General features: G+C 39.3%; 16 protein-coding genes, 1 tRNA gene and 2 pseudogenes. 8 read left to right on the top strand and 11 right to left on the bottom strand.

Annotated features, from left to right (window positions below; translation table 11 throughout):
- Nucleotides 1-46: 46 nt before the first annotated feature.
- Nucleotides 47-490 carry a hypothetical protein gene (locus ACFINH_RS02135; RefSeq protein ID WP_375631986.1) on the bottom strand — a complete coding sequence of 148 codons (444 nt, stop codon included), beginning with the start codon at nt 488-490 and terminating at the stop codon, nt 47-49.
- Nucleotides 491-493: 3 nt separating this feature from the next.
- The gene (locus ACFINH_RS02130) at nt 494-832 is read right to left on the bottom strand and encodes a YqjD family protein (protein WP_375631984.1); all 339 of its coding nucleotides are present in this window, start codon (nt 830-832) and stop codon (nt 494-496) included.
- A gap of 1,009 nt (nt 833-1,841) precedes the next feature.
- On the opposite strand from ACFINH_RS02130, the gene ACFINH_RS02125 reads away from it, so the two are divergent.
- Nucleotides 1,842-2,744, top strand: coding sequence for a MotA/TolQ/ExbB proton channel family protein (locus ACFINH_RS02125; RefSeq protein WP_375631982.1), 903 nt, complete (start codon nt 1,842-1,844; stop codon nt 2,742-2,744).
- Nucleotides 2,741-3,322 (top strand): biopolymer transporter ExbD, encoded by a 582-nt coding sequence (locus ACFINH_RS02120; RefSeq protein ID WP_375613243.1) that lies wholly within the window; start codon nt 2,741-2,743, stop codon nt 3,320-3,322. Before ACFINH_RS02125 ends, ACFINH_RS02120 begins: the two co-directional genes overlap by 4 nt.
- Before the next feature lie 854 nt (nt 3,323-4,176).
- Here ACFINH_RS02120 and dut (ACFINH_RS02115) read toward each other — a convergent pair.
- The 3 genes and pseudogenes from dut (ACFINH_RS02115) to ACFINH_RS02105 form a co-directional block, all read right to left on the bottom strand.
- Nucleotides 4,177-4,663, bottom strand: a pseudogene (gene dut / locus ACFINH_RS02115) (dUTP diphosphatase).
- Nucleotides 4,664-4,837: 174 nt separating this feature from the next.
- Nucleotides 4,838-5,368, bottom strand: a complete 531-nt coding sequence (dut, locus tag ACFINH_RS02110) for a dUTP diphosphatase (RefSeq protein ID WP_375631979.1) — start codon at nt 5,366-5,368, stop codon at nt 4,838-4,840.
- Nucleotides 5,369-5,627: 259 nt separating this feature from the next.
- Nucleotides 5,628-6,437 carry a VIT1/CCC1 transporter family protein gene (locus ACFINH_RS02105; RefSeq protein WP_375631977.1) on the bottom strand — a complete coding sequence of 270 codons (810 nt, stop codon included), beginning with the start codon at nt 6,435-6,437 and terminating at the stop codon, nt 5,628-5,630.
- Between the two features lie 1,071 nt (nt 6,438-7,508).
- Here ACFINH_RS02105 and ACFINH_RS02100 point away from each other — a divergent pair.
- Nucleotides 7,509-8,171, top strand: coding sequence for a hypothetical protein (locus ACFINH_RS02100; RefSeq protein WP_375631975.1), 663 nt, complete (start codon nt 7,509-7,511; stop codon nt 8,169-8,171).
- A gap of 289 nt (nt 8,172-8,460) precedes the next feature.
- Entirely contained in the window at nt 8,461-8,661 is a 201-nt protein-coding gene (locus ACFINH_RS02095) for a hypothetical protein (protein WP_375631973.1), read from the top strand.
- 1,075 nt (nt 8,662-9,736) lie between these two features.
- Here ACFINH_RS02095 and ACFINH_RS02090 read toward each other — a convergent pair.
- Entirely contained in the window at nt 9,737-10,261 is a 525-nt protein-coding gene (locus ACFINH_RS02090) for a type II toxin-antitoxin system PemK/MazF family toxin (protein ID WP_375613249.1), read from the bottom strand.
- A 164-nt stretch (nt 10,262-10,425) separates the two neighbouring features.
- Between ACFINH_RS02090 and ACFINH_RS02085 the strand changes: the two genes are divergently transcribed.
- Complete coding sequence (locus ACFINH_RS02085; RefSeq protein ID WP_375613250.1) at nt 10,426-10,560, top strand: hypothetical protein; 135 nt, start codon at nt 10,426-10,428, stop codon at nt 10,558-10,560.
- Here ACFINH_RS02085 and ACFINH_RS02080 read toward each other — a convergent pair.
- Nucleotides 10,557-11,129 carry a disulfide bond formation protein B gene (locus ACFINH_RS02080; protein WP_375631971.1) on the bottom strand — a complete coding sequence of 191 codons (573 nt, stop codon included), beginning with the start codon at nt 11,127-11,129 and terminating at the stop codon, nt 10,557-10,559. The two genes, ACFINH_RS02085 and ACFINH_RS02080, sit on opposite strands and share 4 nt — an antisense overlap.
- Before the next feature lie 12 nt (nt 11,130-11,141).
- Nucleotides 11,142-11,747, bottom strand: coding sequence for a YqaA family protein (locus ACFINH_RS02075; RefSeq protein WP_273790911.1), 606 nt, complete (start codon nt 11,745-11,747; stop codon nt 11,142-11,144).
- Between the two features lie 222 nt (nt 11,748-11,969).
- On the opposite strand from ACFINH_RS02075, the gene ACFINH_RS02070 reads away from it, so the two are divergent.
- A tRNA-Leu gene (locus ACFINH_RS02070) sits at nt 11,970-12,054 on the top strand.
- 1,363 nt (nt 12,055-13,417) lie between these two features.
- Here the strand turns inward: ACFINH_RS02070 and ACFINH_RS02065 are convergent.
- The 3 genes and pseudogenes from ACFINH_RS02065 to fumC form a co-directional block, all read right to left on the bottom strand.
- On the bottom strand, nt 13,418-14,305 hold the full coding sequence (locus ACFINH_RS02065) for an outer membrane protein (protein ID WP_375613252.1): 888 nt from the start codon (nt 14,303-14,305) through the stop codon (nt 13,418-13,420).
- Between the two features lie 628 nt (nt 14,306-14,933).
- Nucleotides 14,934-15,151: pseudogene (locus tag ACFINH_RS02060) on the bottom strand (lyase family protein); the annotation flags it as partial.
- A gap of 907 nt (nt 15,152-16,058) precedes the next feature.
- Entirely contained in the window at nt 16,059-17,447 is a 1,389-nt protein-coding gene (gene fumC / locus ACFINH_RS02055; protein ID WP_375611602.1) for a class II fumarate hydratase, read from the bottom strand.
- Between the two features lie 227 nt (nt 17,448-17,674).
- Here fumC and groES point away from each other — a divergent pair, with 227 nt between their 5' ends.
- Both groES and groL read left to right on the top strand, forming a co-directional pair.
- Nucleotides 17,675-17,971, top strand: a complete 297-nt coding sequence (gene groES, locus ACFINH_RS02050) for a co-chaperone GroES (RefSeq protein ID WP_005774667.1) — start codon at nt 17,675-17,677, stop codon at nt 17,969-17,971.
- A 58-nt stretch (nt 17,972-18,029) separates the two neighbouring features.
- Entirely contained in the window at nt 18,030-19,673 is a 1,644-nt protein-coding gene (gene groL / locus ACFINH_RS02045) for a chaperonin GroEL (protein ID WP_273790908.1), read from the top strand.
- Nucleotides 19,674-19,882: the final 209 nt, after the last annotated feature.

The raw sequence follows: 19,882 nt of genomic DNA, 5'->3' as shown, positions 1-19,882 counted from the left end.
AGAAAGCACATTGAGAGGGGGATTTAGAGTGACAGCTTTACATATTTTACTCTGAAAAGCGGTCTTTTTTATCTTTTTTCCACAAAAAATAAGTTGCAAGTCCGAGAATGGGAACACCCAATTTGGCAAAAGGGAGATGTTGACTGAGAGCTGCAAGACTGGAAACGGTCGCATCTGTCATGAGTTTGTGGCGTTGTTCTTCTGTCTTTTTTTGTTGGTCATAGCGTTGATAAGTTTTGAGAACGCGACTGATAATAAGACCTAATCCCGCAAGAGAAAGACAAATTAAAAACATGATACTGGCGGCAGCAAGAGGCTTCATAACAGAACATAACGCAATAAAACCGATGGTACATAAAAAAAGCAAAGACATGAAGAATGAAATGCTAATAAACCCATAGAAAATTGCTTGAAGGCGTACTTGCTTGACTGTGCTTTTAAGCCCTCCACCGACAAGATGGTTTAAAAGAGGAGCGATAAACTTATGCATTGCTTAACGACGTAGTAATTGAGAAAGAATAAAACCAACGCCTGCTGCAAAAAGAACGCTTTTGCCAGGATTTTTGCGAACGCATTGGTTCATGGTTTGTTCAAGATCACTGATTTTGTCTTTTGCTTGAGACATCATGTCTTCACCACTTTCTTTCGCTGAGTGATATAGTTTTTCCGCTTTGTCTTTGGCGGCGTTGAATTTGTTTGCACCAAGATCTGTTAGGGTTGAGGTAATCCCTGAAATTTCAGTGCGTAACGTTTCTAATTGTCCTTGTAGGTCTTTTTGTTGGTCTTTTTCTACGGCTGATTTACCGTGCTGTGTTGTTTTATTATGGGCCATGGTATTTTTCCCTCTTGATTCATTATATTTGTATTGGTGTGTTCATAGTGATCATTTGCATTGGAGTGAAAATTTTCACTGCTTGAGTAACGCCAAAAGCTTTTTTTGGTTCCTTTCATTTTGTCGAATTTAAAACTGTTTTTGATAAAATAAATCTTTCCTATACGATATGCTTTGTCTGTAAAGGGTCGCATCTGTTGAGAATTGTCTTATGCTTTTGCAGTAATTTAGCACCATTCTTCAGTTTCTCGTGGCGCAGTTTTTTTATAAAAGTTTTTTAAAAAGCGTGTTGAGGTTTATTTTTTAGGCTTGTGACAGGTAAAAAACATCGTTGTTGCGATTTTGCGGCAGAAGTACTGTCATTTTTATGCTTTTGAAGAAAAGAAAAAGAAAAGAATATTGCGGCTCTTTGCTCTCTATGTATTTGGGGGCAACACGCGCTGCCCATGATACTTTTGGTCAGTTTAAGATATTGCGATAGTTCTTTTTTTAAAACGTAAGGTATATTTTTATTTTAGGATAGGAGAGGTACTTCAGTGTAGGGGTTGTTAGAGATGTGCATATCCTTTTCTTCAAGAGTTTTATGATATTTTTGCTGCTTGTTTCATGTAAGAAAATATTTTGTTGGATTTAAAAGAGCCGCTGAAATGAGAAAAGCTTTGCGATATGAGAGATTTATTTGACAGGAACGATGATAAATTATTCTTATAAATTAAAATATTATATGCGATACTTCTTGTAAGTTTATCATTTTGCCTAATTTATGCAATAAATTGATTGGGTAAGATAAACTTGTTGAATTGTTAGAGAAAAATTTCTTGAGTAATTTCTTTAGAATTAAGAGAGAGAGCTTGTGAAATAAAACTATACTTGATTTATCAAGTTTTCTTTCTTAAGAGGAATACACAAGTGACGTTAAAAGGGTCGTGGCATTGTGGAAGAGTGATGCTATGCGGGGTGACGATCCAGCTCATAAATAAAGATAAGAGCACAAGAATGTGAGATAAAAATGGAATCTGAAACAGTCCCTTTAGATAAAACAGTCCCTTTAGATAATATGTCTTCTGTATTGACAGTGCATGATTTTTCTCCTCTTTCTATGTTTATGGCTGCTGATTGGGTGGTAAAAGCCGTTATCATTATTTTGTTACTTGCTTCACTTGTGTCTTGGACAATTGCTTTTGTGAAAATTGTTGAGATCACTTTGGTAAAACGAAGAGTACGTCATGAACTTCAATTGGTTCTAAATGCTCAGACTCTTACGCGTTTGGCAGCTAGTTTGAAAGAAAGCAAAGGGGCTGGTGTGTTTTTTCTCAAAGAAGTCCTTAAAGAAGTGTATCTTTCTGCACAACAGGTTCATTTTTCTGCTCCTGAAGGGATAAACGAAAGCTCTGGTGAAAAAAACAGTGAAGGGGAAAGGGCACAAACGATTGAAGATATTCTCTTTTATGAGGAGAGCAATCAATATGAAGATGTTTCCCGCGATGTTCGCGATGCTAGGGTTCGTGATGTTCATGAAGGTTTAAAAGAAAGGGTTCATTCACTTTTGTCACGCTGCTTGCTGGCTGCTACACGCCGTGTTGCATGTGGAAGTGCTGTTCTTGCAACTATTGGCGCAATTGCTCCTTTTGTTGGTCTTTTTGCAACTGTTTGGGGAATTATGAATTCTTTTATTGGGATTGCTCAGTCTCAAACAACGCGACTTGATGTGGTGGCGCCTGGAATTGCTGAAGCCTTATTCGCAACGGCTGTTGGGCTTTTTGTGGCTATTCCCGCCGTTGTTATGTATAATAGCCTTATGCGTGCTTTGAGTGGTTATCGTAGTGATTTAGGTGATATCGCTGCTGCTCTTGAAAGGCTCTTGAGCCGTGAACTTGATAGACAAAGACAACAGAAAAGTCATAAAAAATGAAAGCAAGCCTTAATAATGATTGGGATATAGACGAGAGTGGGTTGCAAAGCGAAATCAATGTGACCCCTTTTATTGATGTTGTATTGGTGTTGCTTATTGTTTTTATGGTTGCTGCGCCTTTGGCAACATCTGCCATTTCCGTTCAGCTTCCTTCTATAACTCAAGCACCTTCAGTGGTTCAGTCTGATGAACCTCTTTATGTTACGTTGCAAAAAGATCGTTCTCTTTACATTGGTGATCATCTTGTAGAACAAGCAGCTTTGAGAGAAGCTTTGTTGAGGGAAACGACGCAAAATTTAGAGACAAAAATTTTAATCAAAGCGGATAGCGAAATTGATTATGGTGCTGTCATCGATTTATTAAATCAAATACGCATGGCTGGATATCATAAAATCGGTCTTGTAGGATTGCAAAACTCTACCAATCTTGTCTCAAGAGGTGAGATCAATAATAAAACAACAGGGGTAGCGAACGCTGCTGTCGATGGAGCGGGTGGTAACGTTGTGGGGCATGTGGATGCCGTAACAACGGGCACTGCGGGAAACGCTAATATTCCAGCCGATGTCTCTGATCAGTGATAAAAAACAGCCTTTGTTGCAGGAAGCAAAGCCTATTACTCAAAGTCGTAGAGTGAAATTGATGAGGGTTCCGTGGATTTATTAAACCAAACACGCATGGGTTTGATATTACGTAGGGGGTTGATATTACGCAGGGGGTTCATATATTGAATCGGTTTTTTAGGATTAAGCTCTACTCATCTTGCCGCAAGAGGTGCGATCAAGAAAACAGCAGAGGCGATTGTTGTGTGTCTTAATACATCTTAAAGCCTTTTTTGCGGCGGTGTTCATAAATGGTATAACACCGTAAAGCCCCCGTAAAATAATCAAAAAATCTATCGAACCTCACTCTCTTTATGCTGAATAAAAGAGTAAGCGAGCACCATTATCGTATTTATATTTTTTTTCCAAGACAGTGTTAATATACGTATTCATTGTAGGCATTTTTTCAGTTTTTATCTGTATGCTAACCACGTTTGGAATGTGAGAAACATGCTTTTGATTGATTTAATATAAATAGGCTTGCCATGAAACAATCTTACAGTATTGAGATTTCTCATTTAAGTTGAAAGACAATTCATTATTATTATAAATCAATATGATGTATAGATTGTCGACATTACAAGCAGTGTGTGAACGCTCAATGGTTAATGCCAATGTTTTTGTTATGGGGGAGGGGTATCTGGTGATAATGAAGTTTTGTATAGTGCACGAGACGTAATTGAGAGATGCTTGTTTAGAGGTGCGTTTAGTGAAAAAACTTTGAAAGCAAATGCGCACTCTTCTGCACTTTAAAAGCTCAAGGGACTTCTAGTGAAAGAGTGGTTGGAATAAGTATGTGTGTTATTTTGAGAGTAGCGATTTTTCAGAGCTTCTTAAGTGTGTCCCGTTGAACCAAAACCTCCTGTTCCACGGCTCTCGTTATGGCTTTGGGTGTTTTGCTCTGGTTCAATGGCGCAAACATTAACTTGCGGTACAGGGGCGATGACTGTTTGGGCAATGGCGCGCATGCCCCGTTTAAATGGAAAAGTCTTCTTGGCCTAAATTGATTAAGAAGGAGTTTGACTTCACTTCCGGATAGTCACACTCAATCGTTCTTGGAGTGTTGAGGTATGTAATGCCCGTGTTTTAAGGCTAAGCCAGAGCGTGGACGGATGCGTGCTTCAAGCCCCACGTGATAAATGAAAAATGAGACCTGTTGGAATAAGTGCCCGCTGCCCAGGGGCAAGAACAAGCGTTTCTTCTTTACCAATTGCTGCTTGTAAATCCAAGACCCGCAGAATCAGCCGTTGTGTAGTGAGGAAGCTTTCTTGTCCCAAGCGTGCGATGCTGAACGGATAAAGTCAAGGGGGGTGTGAAGATTGAGAAGAGACAGGAGAAGAGTAAGGATGCCCGTTTAGAGGGGCGTTTAGTGAAAAAACTTTGAAAGCAAATGCGCACTCCTTGTGCACTTTAAAAGCCCAAGGGGTTTTAAGTGAAAGAGTGATTAGAATAAGTGTGTGTGTTATTTTAAGGATAGCGATTTTTCAGAGCTTCTTAAGTGTGTCCTGTTGAACCAAAACCTCCTGTTCCACGGCTCTCGTTATGGCTTTGGGTATTTTGCTCTGGTTCAATGGCGCAAACATTAACTTGAGATACGGGGGCGATGACTGTTTGGGCAATGCGCATGCCCCGTTGGATGGAAAAGTCTTCTTGTCCTAAATTGATAAGAAGGACTTTGACTTCACCACGGTAGTCACTATCAATCGTTCCTGGAGTGTTGAGGCATGTGATGCCGTGTTTTAAGGCTAAGCCAGAGCGTGGACGTATTTGTGCTTCAAACCCAAGAGATAAATGAAAAATGAGACCTGTTGGAATAAGTGCCCGCTGCCCAGGGGCAAGAACAAGCGTTTCTTCTTCTCCAATTGCTGCCCGTAGATCAAGACCCGCAGAACCTGCTGTCGCGTAGCAAGGAAGTTCTAAACCTTGTCCGTGTGCAAGACGCTGAACAAATAAAGTCTGGGCATGTGAAGATTGAGAAGAGACAGGATGGTTGTTTAGAGGGACGTTTGTTTCAGTGTGCGACATGATCAAGGCATTTCCAAAATATGAGGTCTAGAAGAAAATGATACTTTAACAAAAGATATCTATAAAACCAAGTCGATAAAGGTGTGTGGATATAGGTTGTCCCCAGAGCTTGCTTATCATCTTTGGCTGACCTAAAATATTCCACAACACCACCTAACATTATCAATGGCATTTTTCAATAATGGCATCATCAAGGATGGCTTATGCCTAGGGGCATGCGCTTATTTGAGATCTAAATTATGGTTACAGATAAGATTTTTTAGATACTACCGATAAGAATACCCGTGGCAAAAACCAGAGCACCACCAATGATGACCTGTAAAGAGGCGCGCCAAAAGGGAGTTGACATGTATTTGTTCTGAATCCAGACGATGGCGCCTAGTTCAAAAAAAACAATGATAAAAGCAATAATTGTTGCTACATAAAAAGAGTTGATCAAATAGGGAAGAGTATGACCTAGTCCTCCTAATGTTGTCATAATGCCGCTGGCAAGACCTCTTTTTAATGGCGAACCACGCCCTGATAATTTTCCGTCATCATGGGCTGCTTCTGTGAAACCCATTGAAAGTCCCGCACCAATTGAAGCTGAGAGCCCTATCAAAAAAGTTTGATGCGTGTCTCCCGTGGCAAAAGCTGCGGCAAAAATGGGGGCAAGGGTAGAGACAGAGCCATCCATTAACCCTGCAAGACCTGGTTGAATCCAAGTCAAAAGTGTTTGTCTTTGCGTTTTCGAAGGCTTTTTTATGGTGTGATTTGCCGCTGTTGTTTTTTGGGAGGGATGGCGGTTCTTGCCTTTCACAAGAGAAGTTTTGTCACATAATGAACCGATAGTGTTTGCACGATTATGGCAAGAAAGGCACAAAAGTTGCTTATAATTTTTAAGCTCTTGAAGCCCCATGGCGGTAAAAACCGCGGCTTCCTTAGAGGAATAAGGTTCTAGAGCTTTTGCATATTTTAAATAGAGCGCCGCATGTTGCTCTTTTAATTTGAGCGCTTTAAGTATCACGTTTTGTGCTGAACGAAAGGACAGAGCTTTACGTTGTACAAATGAAAAAAACGATCTCAACATTTTCTGTTCCTCTGCACTTTAGAATAATTCTAAAACATAAGAAAAATAAACCGAAAGTCAATCTAAAAGTTAAAAACTGACAAATTACAAAAAGGTTGCACTGAGAAAAAAGGTGCTGGGATGTTGAGAAAGTACAAGGAGATTCATCAAATGGAGACGACAGGGGCGCATGAAAGAAATGATTACGTGAAAAAATTTAAGAGACAATGTGCTTTATTTTGCTAAAGGGGCGTTTGAATGGAGCATTTCAATGTATTGATGCTCGAGAATATAGGAAAGGAATAAGCTAGCATCATCATTCATTCGATGCGTTCAAAAGACTGTCAGCTCTTAGAATTTGAAATGATTCTTTAAAGGAGATCTTTATTCAAGGGATAAAAGCCCATTTCGCGAGGGGGCCCCCGTGAAGAGTATAGAAGGGTGGAGCGGCAAAATTTCCATGAAATAATATAAACTCCATTGAGTCTTCTTAATCTTTACGCTTCATAAAAGAGCAAGCCGGTATCATCATACACCTTAGCTCCCAGTGTTGCGACAGTCTTTAGAACGGTTCATTATAGGCATGGCATTTTATTGTACAGTTTTACGCCACTTATTCTGCTTGTGGAGGTGTAAGCCAGTATTCTTATGATATTTACGCGCATTTTAGCGTTGTTACAGCTTTTGCATTTAGGTGGATTTGTTAGCGTGTAACGAATTATCTTTTGTGCTGTGATTGCAGGGGCAGGTTTAAGGGTGGGGGTGCATAAATGAAAGAGATATTATCATATCAAATTGTTTGATCACGCATAAAAATTTATGCTTTATGAAGGGGCATTTATCGCCTTGTAACTTGCCTGATATCTTGTATGAAAGCCCAAAATTCAGTAAAATTCTCTCACTTCAAAACTTCTTATATTGAAACAATTCAAATCATTTTCTTGTGTATCACAAGGAGGGGTGTGGTTGTGGGATTGTTAAAAAGTGTGATAAGTGTGCAATATGAGGGGAGTATAATCTCTGTGTAGTGAAGGAGATTGCTCTTAGCATTTTGAAAAATATGTTAAGTTTCGTAGAAAAAGCGGGGAATATATGGAAATTGATGAAAGTTTAGAATGGTTTTTATGTTCTCAAAAAATAACAATACTGCAGGCAGCGTTATTGATAGCGGGCTTGAATCCACTCGTATGTAAATTTCCCGGCGAATATAGCCCTGAAGACAGTGATATTTACGAAGGAGAGGAGCGAGTACCGTTTGATAAAATTGCTTTGTTCCGAGCTGTTTATAGTGACATAGTAAGAGAAGCAAAAGAGGGAAAATTAAGGGTAGAATGGTACTATCTTAGTGGTTTTCGGGTGGGGCATTTGAACGGTCCTATTGCTGAATATTCTTCTGTTTCCCTAGATGATTTAAAAAAATGGCTTTTATTGCGTGGTAAGAGACCTAAAGTTTTTTTCCCTGAGGATGATTCTCGTGACGTTAAGGATCAAAAATATGCGTTTCAAGATCCAACGCATCCACGTTATGCTCCAAAGCTTGCTGCTATTGTTGCGGCATGGGAAGCGGTGAGTGAGGCTGAGGGTGGTAAAACTGTTAAAGGAACGCTTATAAAGTGGCTTAGTGAACATGCCGTTCAGTACAAGTTGGTGGATGATGATAATTTACCAAGAGAGAAGCTTATTGAGGAATTAGCGGCTGTTGCGAATTGGGAACCTACCGGAGGGGCGCCTAAGACACCTGCCAGCTCTCTTTGATCAAAAGAAAAAAAATAAAAAGATCACTAAAATTGTGCTGCTTTTTTTGATAATTTTGAAGGTAATCTCTTTTTCTGGGGGAGATTTTTACTTTTCTTCCCTAGATTATAAGTAATTGTTTTTCAATAAAAATAATTTTTATAGTGTTCCTCTGACTGTTCAGGCGGGGGAAAATAGACATTTTGGGCAGTAAAATTTACCCTGTAGTTTTCGTAACTTACCTCTCTATTTTTGTTTGATTTTTTGGGGCACTTTTAAAATCCATTATAAATTGAAATGAGAATGCAACATGAGAAAAATATTTTCTTTTTTTACGGTGCGTGGAAGTGCAAAAAATCCTCAAGTCAATGCACCGATATTGGAGCAGCCTGTTGCCGATGAGGTGGTACATAAATCGTTTAGAGTAGGTGTATTGTCGTGTTGGTTAAAGTTTGAACTTACCCTTGTTATGGAAAAGGTCAAAGCTGAGCGTCATGTGCGCTCTCCATAAAGAAATCTTGTCATCTATGAGCGAATGAGGATTTCTCTTGAAAAATTTGCACAATAGTAAAACTCGTTAGCAAAACCCGTTCTTTGGCGTAACAAAAAGGATGTCATAAATGATTATCTCATCATAAATATGCTTTAAGAATAACCCTTGCGTGGCGAAAGTCTATGGCGTAGTCTCTATAGACTTTTGTTCCGTGTGTGGTGATTAATGCTCTTGTTTATCTCTTGTCAATGCAAGTGCCCATGAAAGTGATGGGTGTCTATTGCTTCATTGTGATGCTTGGTTGTTCATGTTTAGAAACGACAAGTGTATTAAATGCGATAGGGCTGATAGAAAGGAAAACGTATCCTATAAAAAATAGGTATGTCTTTAAAATAAAGCTGATAAACGAAATTATTTTTTTATCTACCTTTTATATGGTGAGAGAAAGGTATTCAAAGTGCAAGCATAAGCAATTTAGCAGTAAATCCCAAAATAGCTTAATATATCGTTTCTAGGAGAAGAGGAAGAAAGTCTATCTGCAAAAGCTATGTTGGGTCGTGTGACAGGTGAAATAATGCGGTTAGGGCAATAAACAATTGTTTTTGGTGAAGAGATAGAAATCGGTTGGGTGTTGATTTCTGGTTTATTAGAGAATTTTCTTTGTTATTTTGTCAAATACGATCGTTTGAGGTGTGGTCATATAAAGCGAAGCTTTTTTTCAATCTTGGAAAGATATTCCCATTGCGGAAAATCATATAAAGTTTAAGCAACGGCAGAACGATTTTTTGTGCAATGAAATGATAAGTATGTACAACATCTCGGTAATCTCCGTGGGAAACTTTACCGGATCCAAGGTGTGGATATTGTCTTCTGCTTACCCAAAATCGCAAATATTTCAAAACAACAACGGTGGAGAATGAATGTTGGATATGTTCTAGGGAAGGTTGCAAAAAATGGCAGTTTTCAAAAAAATACCAAAAATGACGAAAGGAGCGGTTTCCCACTCCTTCGTTCCTATCTCCCCTTGCGGGGAAGCGGCCACCATTACTGATGCCGTGTATGCTGATATAGGTACACTTATTTTTCTCAAAAGTCAATAGTGTAAATGCGGTAAATATTTAAGCATCAGAGCTACAACTTTATGAAAATCTTCGCAGGATAATCTTGGAACGGTACGTGAGCAACTTAAACGACTTACAGAAACTGTTGTGACATAATTGCAGATAATCCATGCTTTTTTATTCTCTATGGGAGATTGTATTGGATACGCAGCGGGATTATTGGGTTGTGATTTCGTTGAAAAAGGTAAAACTGTCACATTTCCATATAATTTTGCATTCTTAGAAAGCACTAAAACAGGCCGCTTTTTCCAAAATTCAGGGAGTATCGAATCATGAGGAAAATCGCACCAAAAAACTTGCCTGATGCGTGGTGCCGATTTGATTCGTGGTTTTATATGAGGTGGTTTTTCGTAAGGCGCATTTAAATCCCTTTCTTTTATATGCTCACGCCATGCATTATGATCATGTTCCATCATAACACATGGTTCTTCAAGTTTGGTTATATCTAAGGAAATAGGTGATAGGGTAGAAGGCTCTGTGTTCTTATCTTCAGCCATAGCAGACCATTTATATTTATTGGTCCCCTCACTTATTATTTTACGGCTTTTCTATCACGAGTTTTTATCAAAATGTTGCTTATAAGTACAGAGAGGTGAAACCATAAAATGGATGTATCTGCTTATTTTTGTCTTTTGAGTACAACGCTAGAGGAGGGATGTTGGTGACTCGTTGGTGTGGGTGGGTTGGTTTGGCGGTGGGTGGTTTTGGGTGGGGATTGGTGATTGGAGGGTTGTTGGTAGGGGAAAGCGATTGGAGAGAACGAGTGCACGCGGTTTCGTTTCTATTTTATGGTTAGAGTTTTTTATGGATTGAAAGGAGCCCTTTTGAAGTAATATAGAGGCTTATAAGGGAGAAAAATAGGCTTGAGACGACATTCCAACCGGCAAATGAAAGAAAAAGAAAGCGTGTGGATGCTTCAGAACAAGAAGGGGGATGAATGCTATTTAATTGGTTAAGCAGCTGGTTAATGTCTGAGGTTTTTCTGACTGCGCTTAAACCACAGCTGAGGGGAGCTTCCCAAAAGCCATATTCAACACCCGCATGATAAACGGCTAAAACAAGGCTGATGCACATTAAGACAAAAACACACAAAAACAAAAGTTGTATCCAAGCAGTTATGCGAAAAAAATATGCCCCAAAACCTGCTAAGAGCAAAAATGGTATGGCTCCATAATAAGGAAAACGCTCTATGAGACATAAATCGCAAGGAAGATATCCTCCGAAATATTCAAAACCAAGGGCAATACCTATTGTGGCAGACAAGCAAAAAGCGAGAAAAAAAGCCCATAAACTTTGTTCTTTTCTGCTGGGTTCAAGATGAAGGTGTTTGTGTAAAAGTGGGTGAGAAGACAAAACGCATGCCATTAAGTCTGTTCCTTATAAAAGCTTCCTGTTTAAAAAAGCTATGAAAATCCCATAAATTAAAAGGAGGCTAACACAACCAATGAGAACAATCCATTTGAAATGCTGTACTAGAAAATTCATTGCTTTTTGTCCAAAATGTTTAATCAGCCACGCGAGAAGATAAAAACGAGCGCCTCTAGAAAAAATACAAATAAGCATGAAAAGTTCAAGACGTACACTCATAACACCGGCCAAAATTGTGACAATCTTGATGGGGGGAAGATGAAAAAAACCTGATGTTATCAGTAAAATGATTAGAAATTGCAGGGTTGCACTATTTTTCAGAGATTCAAAACTTTCAACCTTACCATAAATTTCTAAAATGGGTTTGGCAAGGGTATCATAGGCAAAATGTCCGATAAACCAACCGGCAATGCCTCCTAATACAGAACAGATTGTCGCAATTAAAGCATAGCGATAAACCCGCTTTTGATGGATAAGAAGCATCGGAATATATAAAACATCTATGGGAATTGGAAAAACAGAACTTTCAATAAAGGCAATGAAACCAAGCCAGTGTGGTGCTGTACGCCGATTTGCTAAAGAAATCGTCCAAAGCTTTAATTTGTTTAATATCATGAGGCTTTTTATAAGTTTAAGAGGTAAAGACTTTACAAATGAGATTGCTATAAATCCGGTAGAGAAATCCAATAAAGAAAATATTCCATAAAATAGATAAGAAAATGATATGAATTCTTAAAAAATGAGAAGTCTTCTGTTGACGAATCTGTTCTTCTTCATATAGTGCAAAGGAATAATCGACAAGTCTGTCTTTTATAGTCCTGTCTTTTATAGCAGTGTGCGGGTGTGGTGGAACTGGTAGACGCGCCAGACTCAAAATCTGGTTCCGAGAGGAGTGTCGGTTCGAGTCCGACCACCCGCACCACTTCATAAATATTTTCCTTTATCCTGTTATGGCGCATCGCTTTGATTTATAAAACATGGGGGGTATAAAACATGGGATTTATAGACCGTGTTCAATGTTTTGCATGTTGAATGAAAAACCTCGAATACCGTAGGATTCTCTCATTTCAAGTCTGCTTATAGTAAATCAACCAAAATCATGTCGCTTGTACGTTACAAGCTAGATGAGCTCGCGTGGAGTGAAATTTTACAAAAAATGAATAAAAATGCCTCTTATGAACCGTTTCAAGGGCATCATTGGAGGTTAAAGTGTATGATGGATGGGGGGGTGCCTGCTTGCACTTTTATGAAGTGTAGAGATGGTGCTCTATAGATTTTATATTCTTGTAGGTGCTGTCGCAAAATGGGCTTGAGGGTTTTGAGAGCTGTTTCTTTAAAACACGCATGTGAATTGGCAACCCAAGTGTCTTGGATTTGAGTGTGTTTGGTTTGAAGCGTTGTCGTATGACATGAGGGGCGTGATCGCCAAAAAGATATGTGAGCAACAAAAACATGGGGTAGTGCGTAATCTCCACTCTTTAAAAGGCAGGAGCATGAGAGGCTTAAAAGATTTTGCTTTAGAGGCTTTTGAAAGTTGTAAAGCAGAGGGAAATGGTAAGGTTGGAAATTGGTTTTTTACCTTGACAACTTCATGTTCTCTCCAAATGAAGCTGTCTTCCCGTTACAGAAATTACATAAACAGAGAACCGCAATATCCTCTCTCCACTCTGGCATATAATAGCGGTAAAATACTGTTGTTTGAAGTGTGGTCATATAGGGCATACTTCCTTGAAACGTTACAGTATTTTTTTCGGTGTGTGTTGGATATTCTTCAGTGTTTATCTTGCTTGAGATTTAAGGGCATTCCATGAGGAGGAACCCAAAGAAGCCCGCCCAAGATCCCCCAATATCTCCCAAGAGTCTCCAAGGGTTTTTGTGCTTTTATAAACGGACATGGTGTTTAAAAATGGGTGTTTAAAAATGGGTGTTTAGAATCTTTATCCTTTAAGAGCGGGGAGGCCAAGTCAACATCATCTTATAAAACTGCAATTGATGCACAATATCTATATTTATTTTAAAGAAATATCTCTTAAATAACGGCTCTCATTTATTTTACGATGGCACCCAGTGGTATGATGGTAAAGCTTTTATATTCCAAAGGCATTACATGAAAGGCTGAGAGGATAGGAGCTTGCTTTAAGAGAGGGAGAGGCTTTATTGTTTCGTGACTATTTGTTTACAGTTTAGTACAGGTTTTTAGAATCTACGTCTTTTTAGGGGGAAAGGGGCATTAAAAAACCCCGTTTTTAACGGGGTTTTTTAATCGTTCAATTTTTCTACAAAACTTAGAATTTATAAGCGATACCAAAGCGAACATCATGCGTTTGAGAAGAGATTTTAAGGTTATCGTTTGCAAATTTCTTTTTAAAAAAATCTGAATAACGATATTCTGTACGCATGATGATATTATCTGTCATTGCAAGATCAAAACCACCACCAACAGTGTAACCAAACATTGTTTTTGTCTCATCTAACACATTGCCAGAAGCAAAAATTGTCGAATCTTCTTGCGATTTTGATAAAAGTGACATGATATATTGCATCTGTCTATAGGCTATACCCCCTGCAATATAAGGCATAAGACGATGGGAAGCAAAACCAATGCGCGCGCGCGTGGCACCAGACCACGTTTCTTTCAATGTTACACTGCTAACAACAATGTCACCATAGTTGGATATCGTTTCACCCTGAGCTGCAGGTTTTATGATAGGAATCCCAGCTTTTTTAAAGGCAATGTTAATGGAGTTTGATTCATCTAGAATTTTCTTTCCATTGTCTGTTTGGGTGCTTTTCCTTCCAGACCAGACCATATCGGTATCAAAACCGAAAACAAGATCTCCCAGATCAATATTAGAACCTGCATACAAACCTGCTCTCAATCCTGATAGTTTCGGTGATAAATCTCTATCAACCCAAGCCCATTTTCCGCCCCTAGCTTCTTGTGCGTAATTTAGAGTATTTTTATTGGAAAAATATCCAATTTGTCCTCCAAAATAAAAACCAGACCAAGAAAAAGGTGCAGAAACAGTAACCGGTGAAATACGTGACGATGAAACATCTTGCAATGAAACCTTCGGTTCTGATTGCTTAAAGATTACCGTATCTGCTGCTTGCGCTGTTGAAGCGGTAATGAAGGTGAAAATAGATAGTGCAACTAAACATTTTGTTTTCATAAAAACGTCCCCAATTTATTTCAGATACAAATCGTATTATATACAAATTGGTTAAAAAAATCTATAATTAATATCATTATGAAAACTAAAACACTCAAAAACTCTATAATTATCCATATTTAAGCGTTCTTAAAACTTGTTTTCATGCTATTATGCCGGGTTTATATTGATTTTTCAGGATTTTTTTATACGCCTTCAGTGTTCTCTGTGTTTTAGAAAAAATTATAGTATAGTAAATAAGCTTTTTACTTATTAAAAAACATTATTTTATATATATTAAAACACTTTTTGTTATTAAATGTATTATCCATTATGATTGACATCAATGTGCTTACATATTCAATTGATCGTAAAAAATGCATATTGGCACCATCATATTCTTTGCTCGTTTCTGATATTGCATAGCTTTGTATTGCGATAGCCTTTTGAGCACTTGAGGGGATGAGCGACTTTATTTCTTTTTTATCTATATGCCACTTTTGCTTATGATAATCCAAGCGAATAGTTTTGATTGATTGAATGGAATACGAAGAATAAGAAGGAGTAAAGTGCGAGAATCTCAAGTCTCATGAGGTTTCTTATACGTCATGTAAAACGGATAAACTCTCCGTTCCGTTCGCTTAAAGACGGAACGTGGATGAGAGCCTAAAAACTGAATGTCGTTGGCGATTTTAAAGAGATTAGCGCGTGCCATTCAGGTTTTTGTGGAAATGGGTGAGGGCGCTATAATGGGCAAATGCCTCCAATTTCTTGCGAGCTGTCAAGGATATCCCCGTTAGAGAGCTGATTGTTTCAGCAAAGGTCAAAACCTTTCGGTGCATTGAATTTTGTTCCAACAGCTGTTCCTCTATTGAGCACTCCCATCTTCACGCTTCATAAAGGAGACATTTCTCAATGTTCCTAAATCCATTTCATGACAGCGATTGTGAATGGTATAATAATAAATCTATTGAGCACCTCTTTTACGCTTCATAAAGGAGCACGCCGGTACCATTACTATATTTGCCAGTTCGTGGGGTTGTTGTGACAGTCCTCTCCACAATGTTGTGACAGAGGCCCCTTTTGTCCGTTGTGACAGTCCTTGGCACTTGAGGTGGTTCATTAGAGGCGTTTGTAGTCCTTATCGGATACAATTTCTATTCATACATTCATTGCGTTTGTGATGTGCAAGTCAGTGATTTTGATTGATGCAACATGGGACCGATTTAAAATGAGAAAATCTTACGGTATTTAGGATTCTCGTTCAATATGGATAACGCTAGATTATCATTATAAATAAACACATTATCTCATTGAGATAAGAGTTATCTACCCAATGTTATCAATAATGATAACATTGTAAAGCGTAACTACGATGAATTCATTAATCTTTTTATACTTTGATTGAAATTATGTCTATTAATACCGATAATACCGATTTTTTTGAGCTAATTCTGTTTGGTTGATAGCTAATAGATTTTCAAAATCAAGACGCGAAGCTAGAATGAAAAACACCTTAAGGTCATATCCATTTAAATCACTTTCTGCCAGTATAGCTATTGGGTGTTGAGCTATGACTATCCATGCCTTTGCAAAACCGTTGTGCCTTTTAAGTACAATATAAGCAACAAAACCACCCATAGCATAAATGCGGATCAGAGCCTAAAATGAACGCTGTGGGTAATTGTTATCAGTCATCATCGGGGTGTTTACACCCCGATCTTTTGACAGAAAGATTTGTTTTAAGATGTTTGCATCTTTTTTAGTGGGTTGTTTATTGGGGAGCAATCATCTTTTTAGGATCAACTAATCGGTCATAATCCTCTACAAAAACACCTGCTTTTAATGCTTCGGTGCGCAAAGTTGTATCATTTTTATGCGCTGCTTTGGCAATTTCAGCAGCTTTTTCATAGCCAATTTCTGGTGCAAGAGCTGTGACTAACATGAGTGAGCGCTCCATGAGTGAGTGAATATGAACACGATTGGCTCGTAATCCTTGAATGCAATGCATATCAAAAGAACGCATGCAATCACCAAGAAGGGTAATTGATTGTAAAACGTTATAGCCAATAACAGGTTTATAAACGTTGAGTTCAAAATGTCCTTGGCTTGCGGCAAAGGTTACGCTGGTGTGATTACCAAAAACTTGGCATGCGACCATGGTTAAGGCTTCACATTGCGTGGGGTTGACTTTGCCGGGCATAATAGAAGATCCGGGTTCATTTTCAGGAAGACTGAGTTCCCCTAAACCGGAACGTGGACCAGAGCCTAAAAACCGAATGTCATTGGCAATTTTAAACAGATCAGCAGCGAGAGCATTCAAGCTCCCGTGGAAATGCGCAAGGGCGCCATGATGGGCAAGTGCTTCAAATTTATTGCTGGCAGTTTGGAACGTTATTTCTGTGAGAGTGCTCACTGTTTGCGCAAAAGCAACGTCAAAACCTTTTGGCGCATTCAGCCCTGTGCCAACAGCCGTACCACCTTGAGCAAGCATTTGGACATCGGTTAGAGCATTTTCAATACGCTGAAAATTGGCTTCTAATGCGGCACGATAGCCTGAAAATTCTTGCCCTAAGGTTAAAGGGGTTGCATCTTGCGTATGGGTGCGGCCGATTTTAATGATATCTGCAAATTCTTGCTCTTTTTGTTTTAATGTCGCAATAAGAGCTTCAAGGATTGGCAGTAAGTGTTGGCGTGTTTGCAACGTGGTGGCAATGTGAAGCGCCGTGGGAAAGGAATCGTTCGATGATTGGCTCATGTTGACATGGTCATTGGGATGAACTGGTTTTTTGCTTCCAAGTTTTCCTCCCAAAATCTTACTAGCACGATTAGCAATGACTTCATTGACATTCATATTGCTTTGTGTGCCAGAACCTGTTTGCCAGACGGACAGTGGAAAATGCGTATCAAAATCGCCAGCAAGCACTTCATCAGCGGCGGCAATAATTGCTTTTCCAATATTTTCTGGTAGTTTTCCTTTGCCCATATTTACAATCGCTGCTGCTTTTTTGACAAGGACTAAGGCATAGATGATGGCAAGAGGCTGCTTTTCACTGCCAATATTAAAATTATGCAGAGAACGTTCAGTTTGTGCGCCCCAATAACGATCTTGACGTACCGAAATCGTTCCAAAGCTATCCGTTTCCTGACGTGTTTCAACCATGATAAGATCCTTTTTTGTTCACGGGTTCTCAAAAAAGATAGATAACGCGAAAGTGCAATAAGAGGCAAGACTTTGAAGCTTCATTTAGAGAAATTATTTTTATGGCTATTCTTGACATTGAGAGATGCCGATTTTATATCTAACACATGCTAGCACTCGTAATTTGAGAGTGCTAGCAAGAACTTTTAAGATTAATTCAATTATGTTCAGTTTTAAGGATTTAAAACATGGCTAATATACAATTCCGCCCACTTCACGACCGTGTCGTTGTCCGTCGGGTTGAATCTGAAAATAAAACGGCTGGTGGGATTATCATCCCTGATACAGCAAAAGAAAAACCCCAAGAAGGCGAAGTGATTGCTGTTGGCAATGGCGCTCTCGATGATAACGGAAAGCGCGTGCCTTTAGAAGTCAAAACAGGAGACCGTATTTTGTTTGGAAAATGGTCTGGAACTGAAGTCAAGATTAATGGGGAAGACCTCCTCATCATGAAAGAATCTGACATTATGGGAATTATGGGCTAATTGAAGCACTTAGTTTTTCATTGTGTACTATTTTGAGAAAACTCCAAGGAGAAATTAAATGGCTGCTAAAGAAGTCAAATTTGGCCGTGAAGCGCGTGAGCGTTTGTTGCGCGGTGTCGACATCCTTGCTAATGCTGTTAAGGTGACACTCGGCCCTAAAGGTCGCAATGTGGTGATTGATAAATCATTCGGTGCGCCTCGTATCACAAAAGATGGTGTATCCGTTGCAAAGGAAATCGAACTGGAAGATAAGTTCGAAAATATGGGTGCACAAATGTTGCGCGAAGTTGCTTCTAAAACCAATGATATCGCTGGTGATGGAACAACAACAGCAACTGTTTTAGGACAAGCTATTGTGCAAGAAGGTGTTAAAGCTGTTGCTGCGGGCATGAACCCAATGGATCTTAAACGTGGGATTGATGCTGCTGTTGAAGAAGTGGTGGCAAACCTCTTCAAAAAAGCAAAAAAAATCCAAACTTCAGCAGAAATTGCACAGGTGGGAACAATTTCCGCTAATGGCGCTGCTGAAATCGGTAAAATGATCGCTGATGCTATGGAAAAAGTGGGCAATGAAGGCGTCATTACCGTGGAAGAAGCTAAAACCGCTGAAACGGAATTAGAAGTCGTTGAAGGAATGCAATTTGACCGTGGGTATCTTTCCCCTTATTTTGTCACAAATGCTGAGAAAATGGTCGCTGATCTTGATGATCCTTACATTCTCATTCACGAAAAGAAATTGTCTAATTTGCAATCTCTTCTTCCTGTGCTTGAAGCTGTTGTTCAGTCTGGAAAACCACTTCTCATTATCGCTGAAGATGTGGAAGGTGAAGCTTTGGCAACGCTCGTTGTCAACAAATTGCGTGGTGGTTTGAAAATTGCTGCTGTAAAAGCTCCTGGATTTGGTGACCGTCGTAAAGCAATGTTAGAGGATATCGCTATCTTGACATCCGGACAGGTTATTTCTGAAGATGTGGGCATTAAACTTGAAAATGTCACTTTGGATATGCTTGGACGTGCAAAGAAAGTGAATATTTCTAAAGAAAACACCACCATTATTGATGGTGCTGGACAAAAGAGCGAAATTACTGCTCGCGTCAATCAAATCAAGGCTCAGATTGAAGAAACAACTTCTGACTATGACCGTGAAAAATTGCAAGAAAGACTTGCTAAACTCGCTGGTGGTGTTGCTGTTATCCGTGTGGGTGGTGCAACAGAAGTTGAAGTGAAAGAAAAGAAAGACCGTGTTGATGATGCTTTGAATGCAACACGTGCTGCTGTTGAAGAAGGTATTGTTGCTGGTGGTGGTACCGCATTGTTGCGTGCAGCAAATGCGTTGACCGTTAAGGGAAGTAATCCTGACCAAGAAGCTGGTATTAGTATCGTTCGTCGTGCTCTACAAGCACCAGCGCGCCAGATTGCAAGCAATGCTGGTGAAGAAGCCGCTATTATTGTGGGCAAAGTGCTGGAAAATAATGCTGACACTTATGGTTACAATACCGCAACTGGTGAATTCGGTGATTTGATTGCTTTGGGAATTGTTGATCCTGTGAAAGTTGTGCGTTCTGCTCTTCAGAATGCGGCTTCAATTGCGAGCCTTCTGATCACAACAGAAGCAATGGTTGCTGAAGTTCCAAAGAAAGATACACCAATGCCTCCGATGCCTGCTGGCGGAATGGGTGGAATGGGCGGAATGGATTTCTAAGCTCTTATTCCATAGAAGTAATAAAGAAACGGGTCTTCTGGGCCCGTTTTTTTTTATGCTTTTTCATGTTTTCCAACCGGTGAATTTGGTGATTTGATTGCTTTCAAGAATTGTTGATCCCGTGAAAGTTTTTGCGTTCTGCTCTTCAGAATGCGGCTTCAATTGCGAGCCTTCTGATCACAACAGAAGCAATGGTTGCTGAAGTTCCA

This window comes from Bartonella sp. AA74HLJMH (assembly GCF_042197045.1).
Lineage (GTDB): Bacteria > Pseudomonadota > Alphaproteobacteria > Rhizobiales > Rhizobiaceae > Bartonella.
Note: the sequence above shows the minus strand (reverse complement) of the source record. Positions and strands in the feature narration are given on the sequence as shown.

Excerpts from the sequence above, each read along its gene's own strand:
- ACFINH_RS02120 (WP_375613243.1), top strand. The coding sequence starts at position 2,741 with ATGAAAGCAAGCCTTAATAATGATTGGGATATAGACGAGAGTGGGTTG.
- ACFINH_RS02065 (WP_375613252.1), bottom strand. The coding sequence starts at position 14,305 with ATGAAAACAAAATGTTTAGTTGCACTATCTATTTTCACCTTCATTACC.
- fumC (WP_375611602.1), bottom strand. The coding sequence starts at position 17,447 with ATGGTTGAAACACGTCAGGAAACGGATAGCTTTGGAACGATTTCGGTA.
- dut (WP_375631979.1), bottom strand. The coding sequence starts at position 5,368 with ATGTCGCACACTGAAACAAACGTCCCTCTAAACAACCATCCTGTCTCT.
- ACFINH_RS02095 (WP_375631973.1), top strand. The coding sequence starts at position 8,461 with ATGAGAAAAATATTTTCTTTTTTTACGGTGCGTGGAAGTGCAAAAAAT.
- groL (WP_273790908.1), top strand. The coding sequence starts at position 18,030 with ATGGCTGCTAAAGAAGTCAAATTTGGCCGTGAAGCGCGTGAGCGTTTG.
- ACFINH_RS02090 (WP_375613249.1), bottom strand. The coding sequence starts at position 10,261 with ATGGCTGAAGATAAGAACACAGAGCCTTCTACCCTATCACCTATTTCC.
- groES (WP_005774667.1), top strand. The coding sequence starts at position 17,675 with ATGGCTAATATACAATTCCGCCCACTTCACGACCGTGTCGTTGTCCGT.
- ACFINH_RS02080 (WP_375631971.1), bottom strand. The coding sequence starts at position 11,129 with ATGGCATGCGTTTTGTCTTCTCACCCACTTTTACACAAACACCTTCAT.
- ACFINH_RS02135 (WP_375631986.1), bottom strand. The coding sequence starts at position 490 with ATGCATAAGTTTATCGCTCCTCTTTTAAACCATCTTGTCGGTGGAGGG.
- ACFINH_RS02125 (WP_375631982.1), top strand. The coding sequence starts at position 1,842 with ATGGAATCTGAAACAGTCCCTTTAGATAAAACAGTCCCTTTAGATAAT.
- ACFINH_RS02130 (WP_375631984.1), bottom strand. The coding sequence starts at position 832 with ATGGCCCATAATAAAACAACACAGCACGGTAAATCAGCCGTAGAAAAA.
- ACFINH_RS02075 (WP_273790911.1), bottom strand. The coding sequence starts at position 11,747 with ATGATATTAAACAAATTAAAGCTTTGGACGATTTCTTTAGCAAATCGG.
- ACFINH_RS02105 (WP_375631977.1), bottom strand. The coding sequence starts at position 6,437 with ATGTTGAGATCGTTTTTTTCATTTGTACAACGTAAAGCTCTGTCCTTT.
- ACFINH_RS02100 (WP_375631975.1), top strand. The coding sequence starts at position 7,509 with ATGGAAATTGATGAAAGTTTAGAATGGTTTTTATGTTCTCAAAAAATA.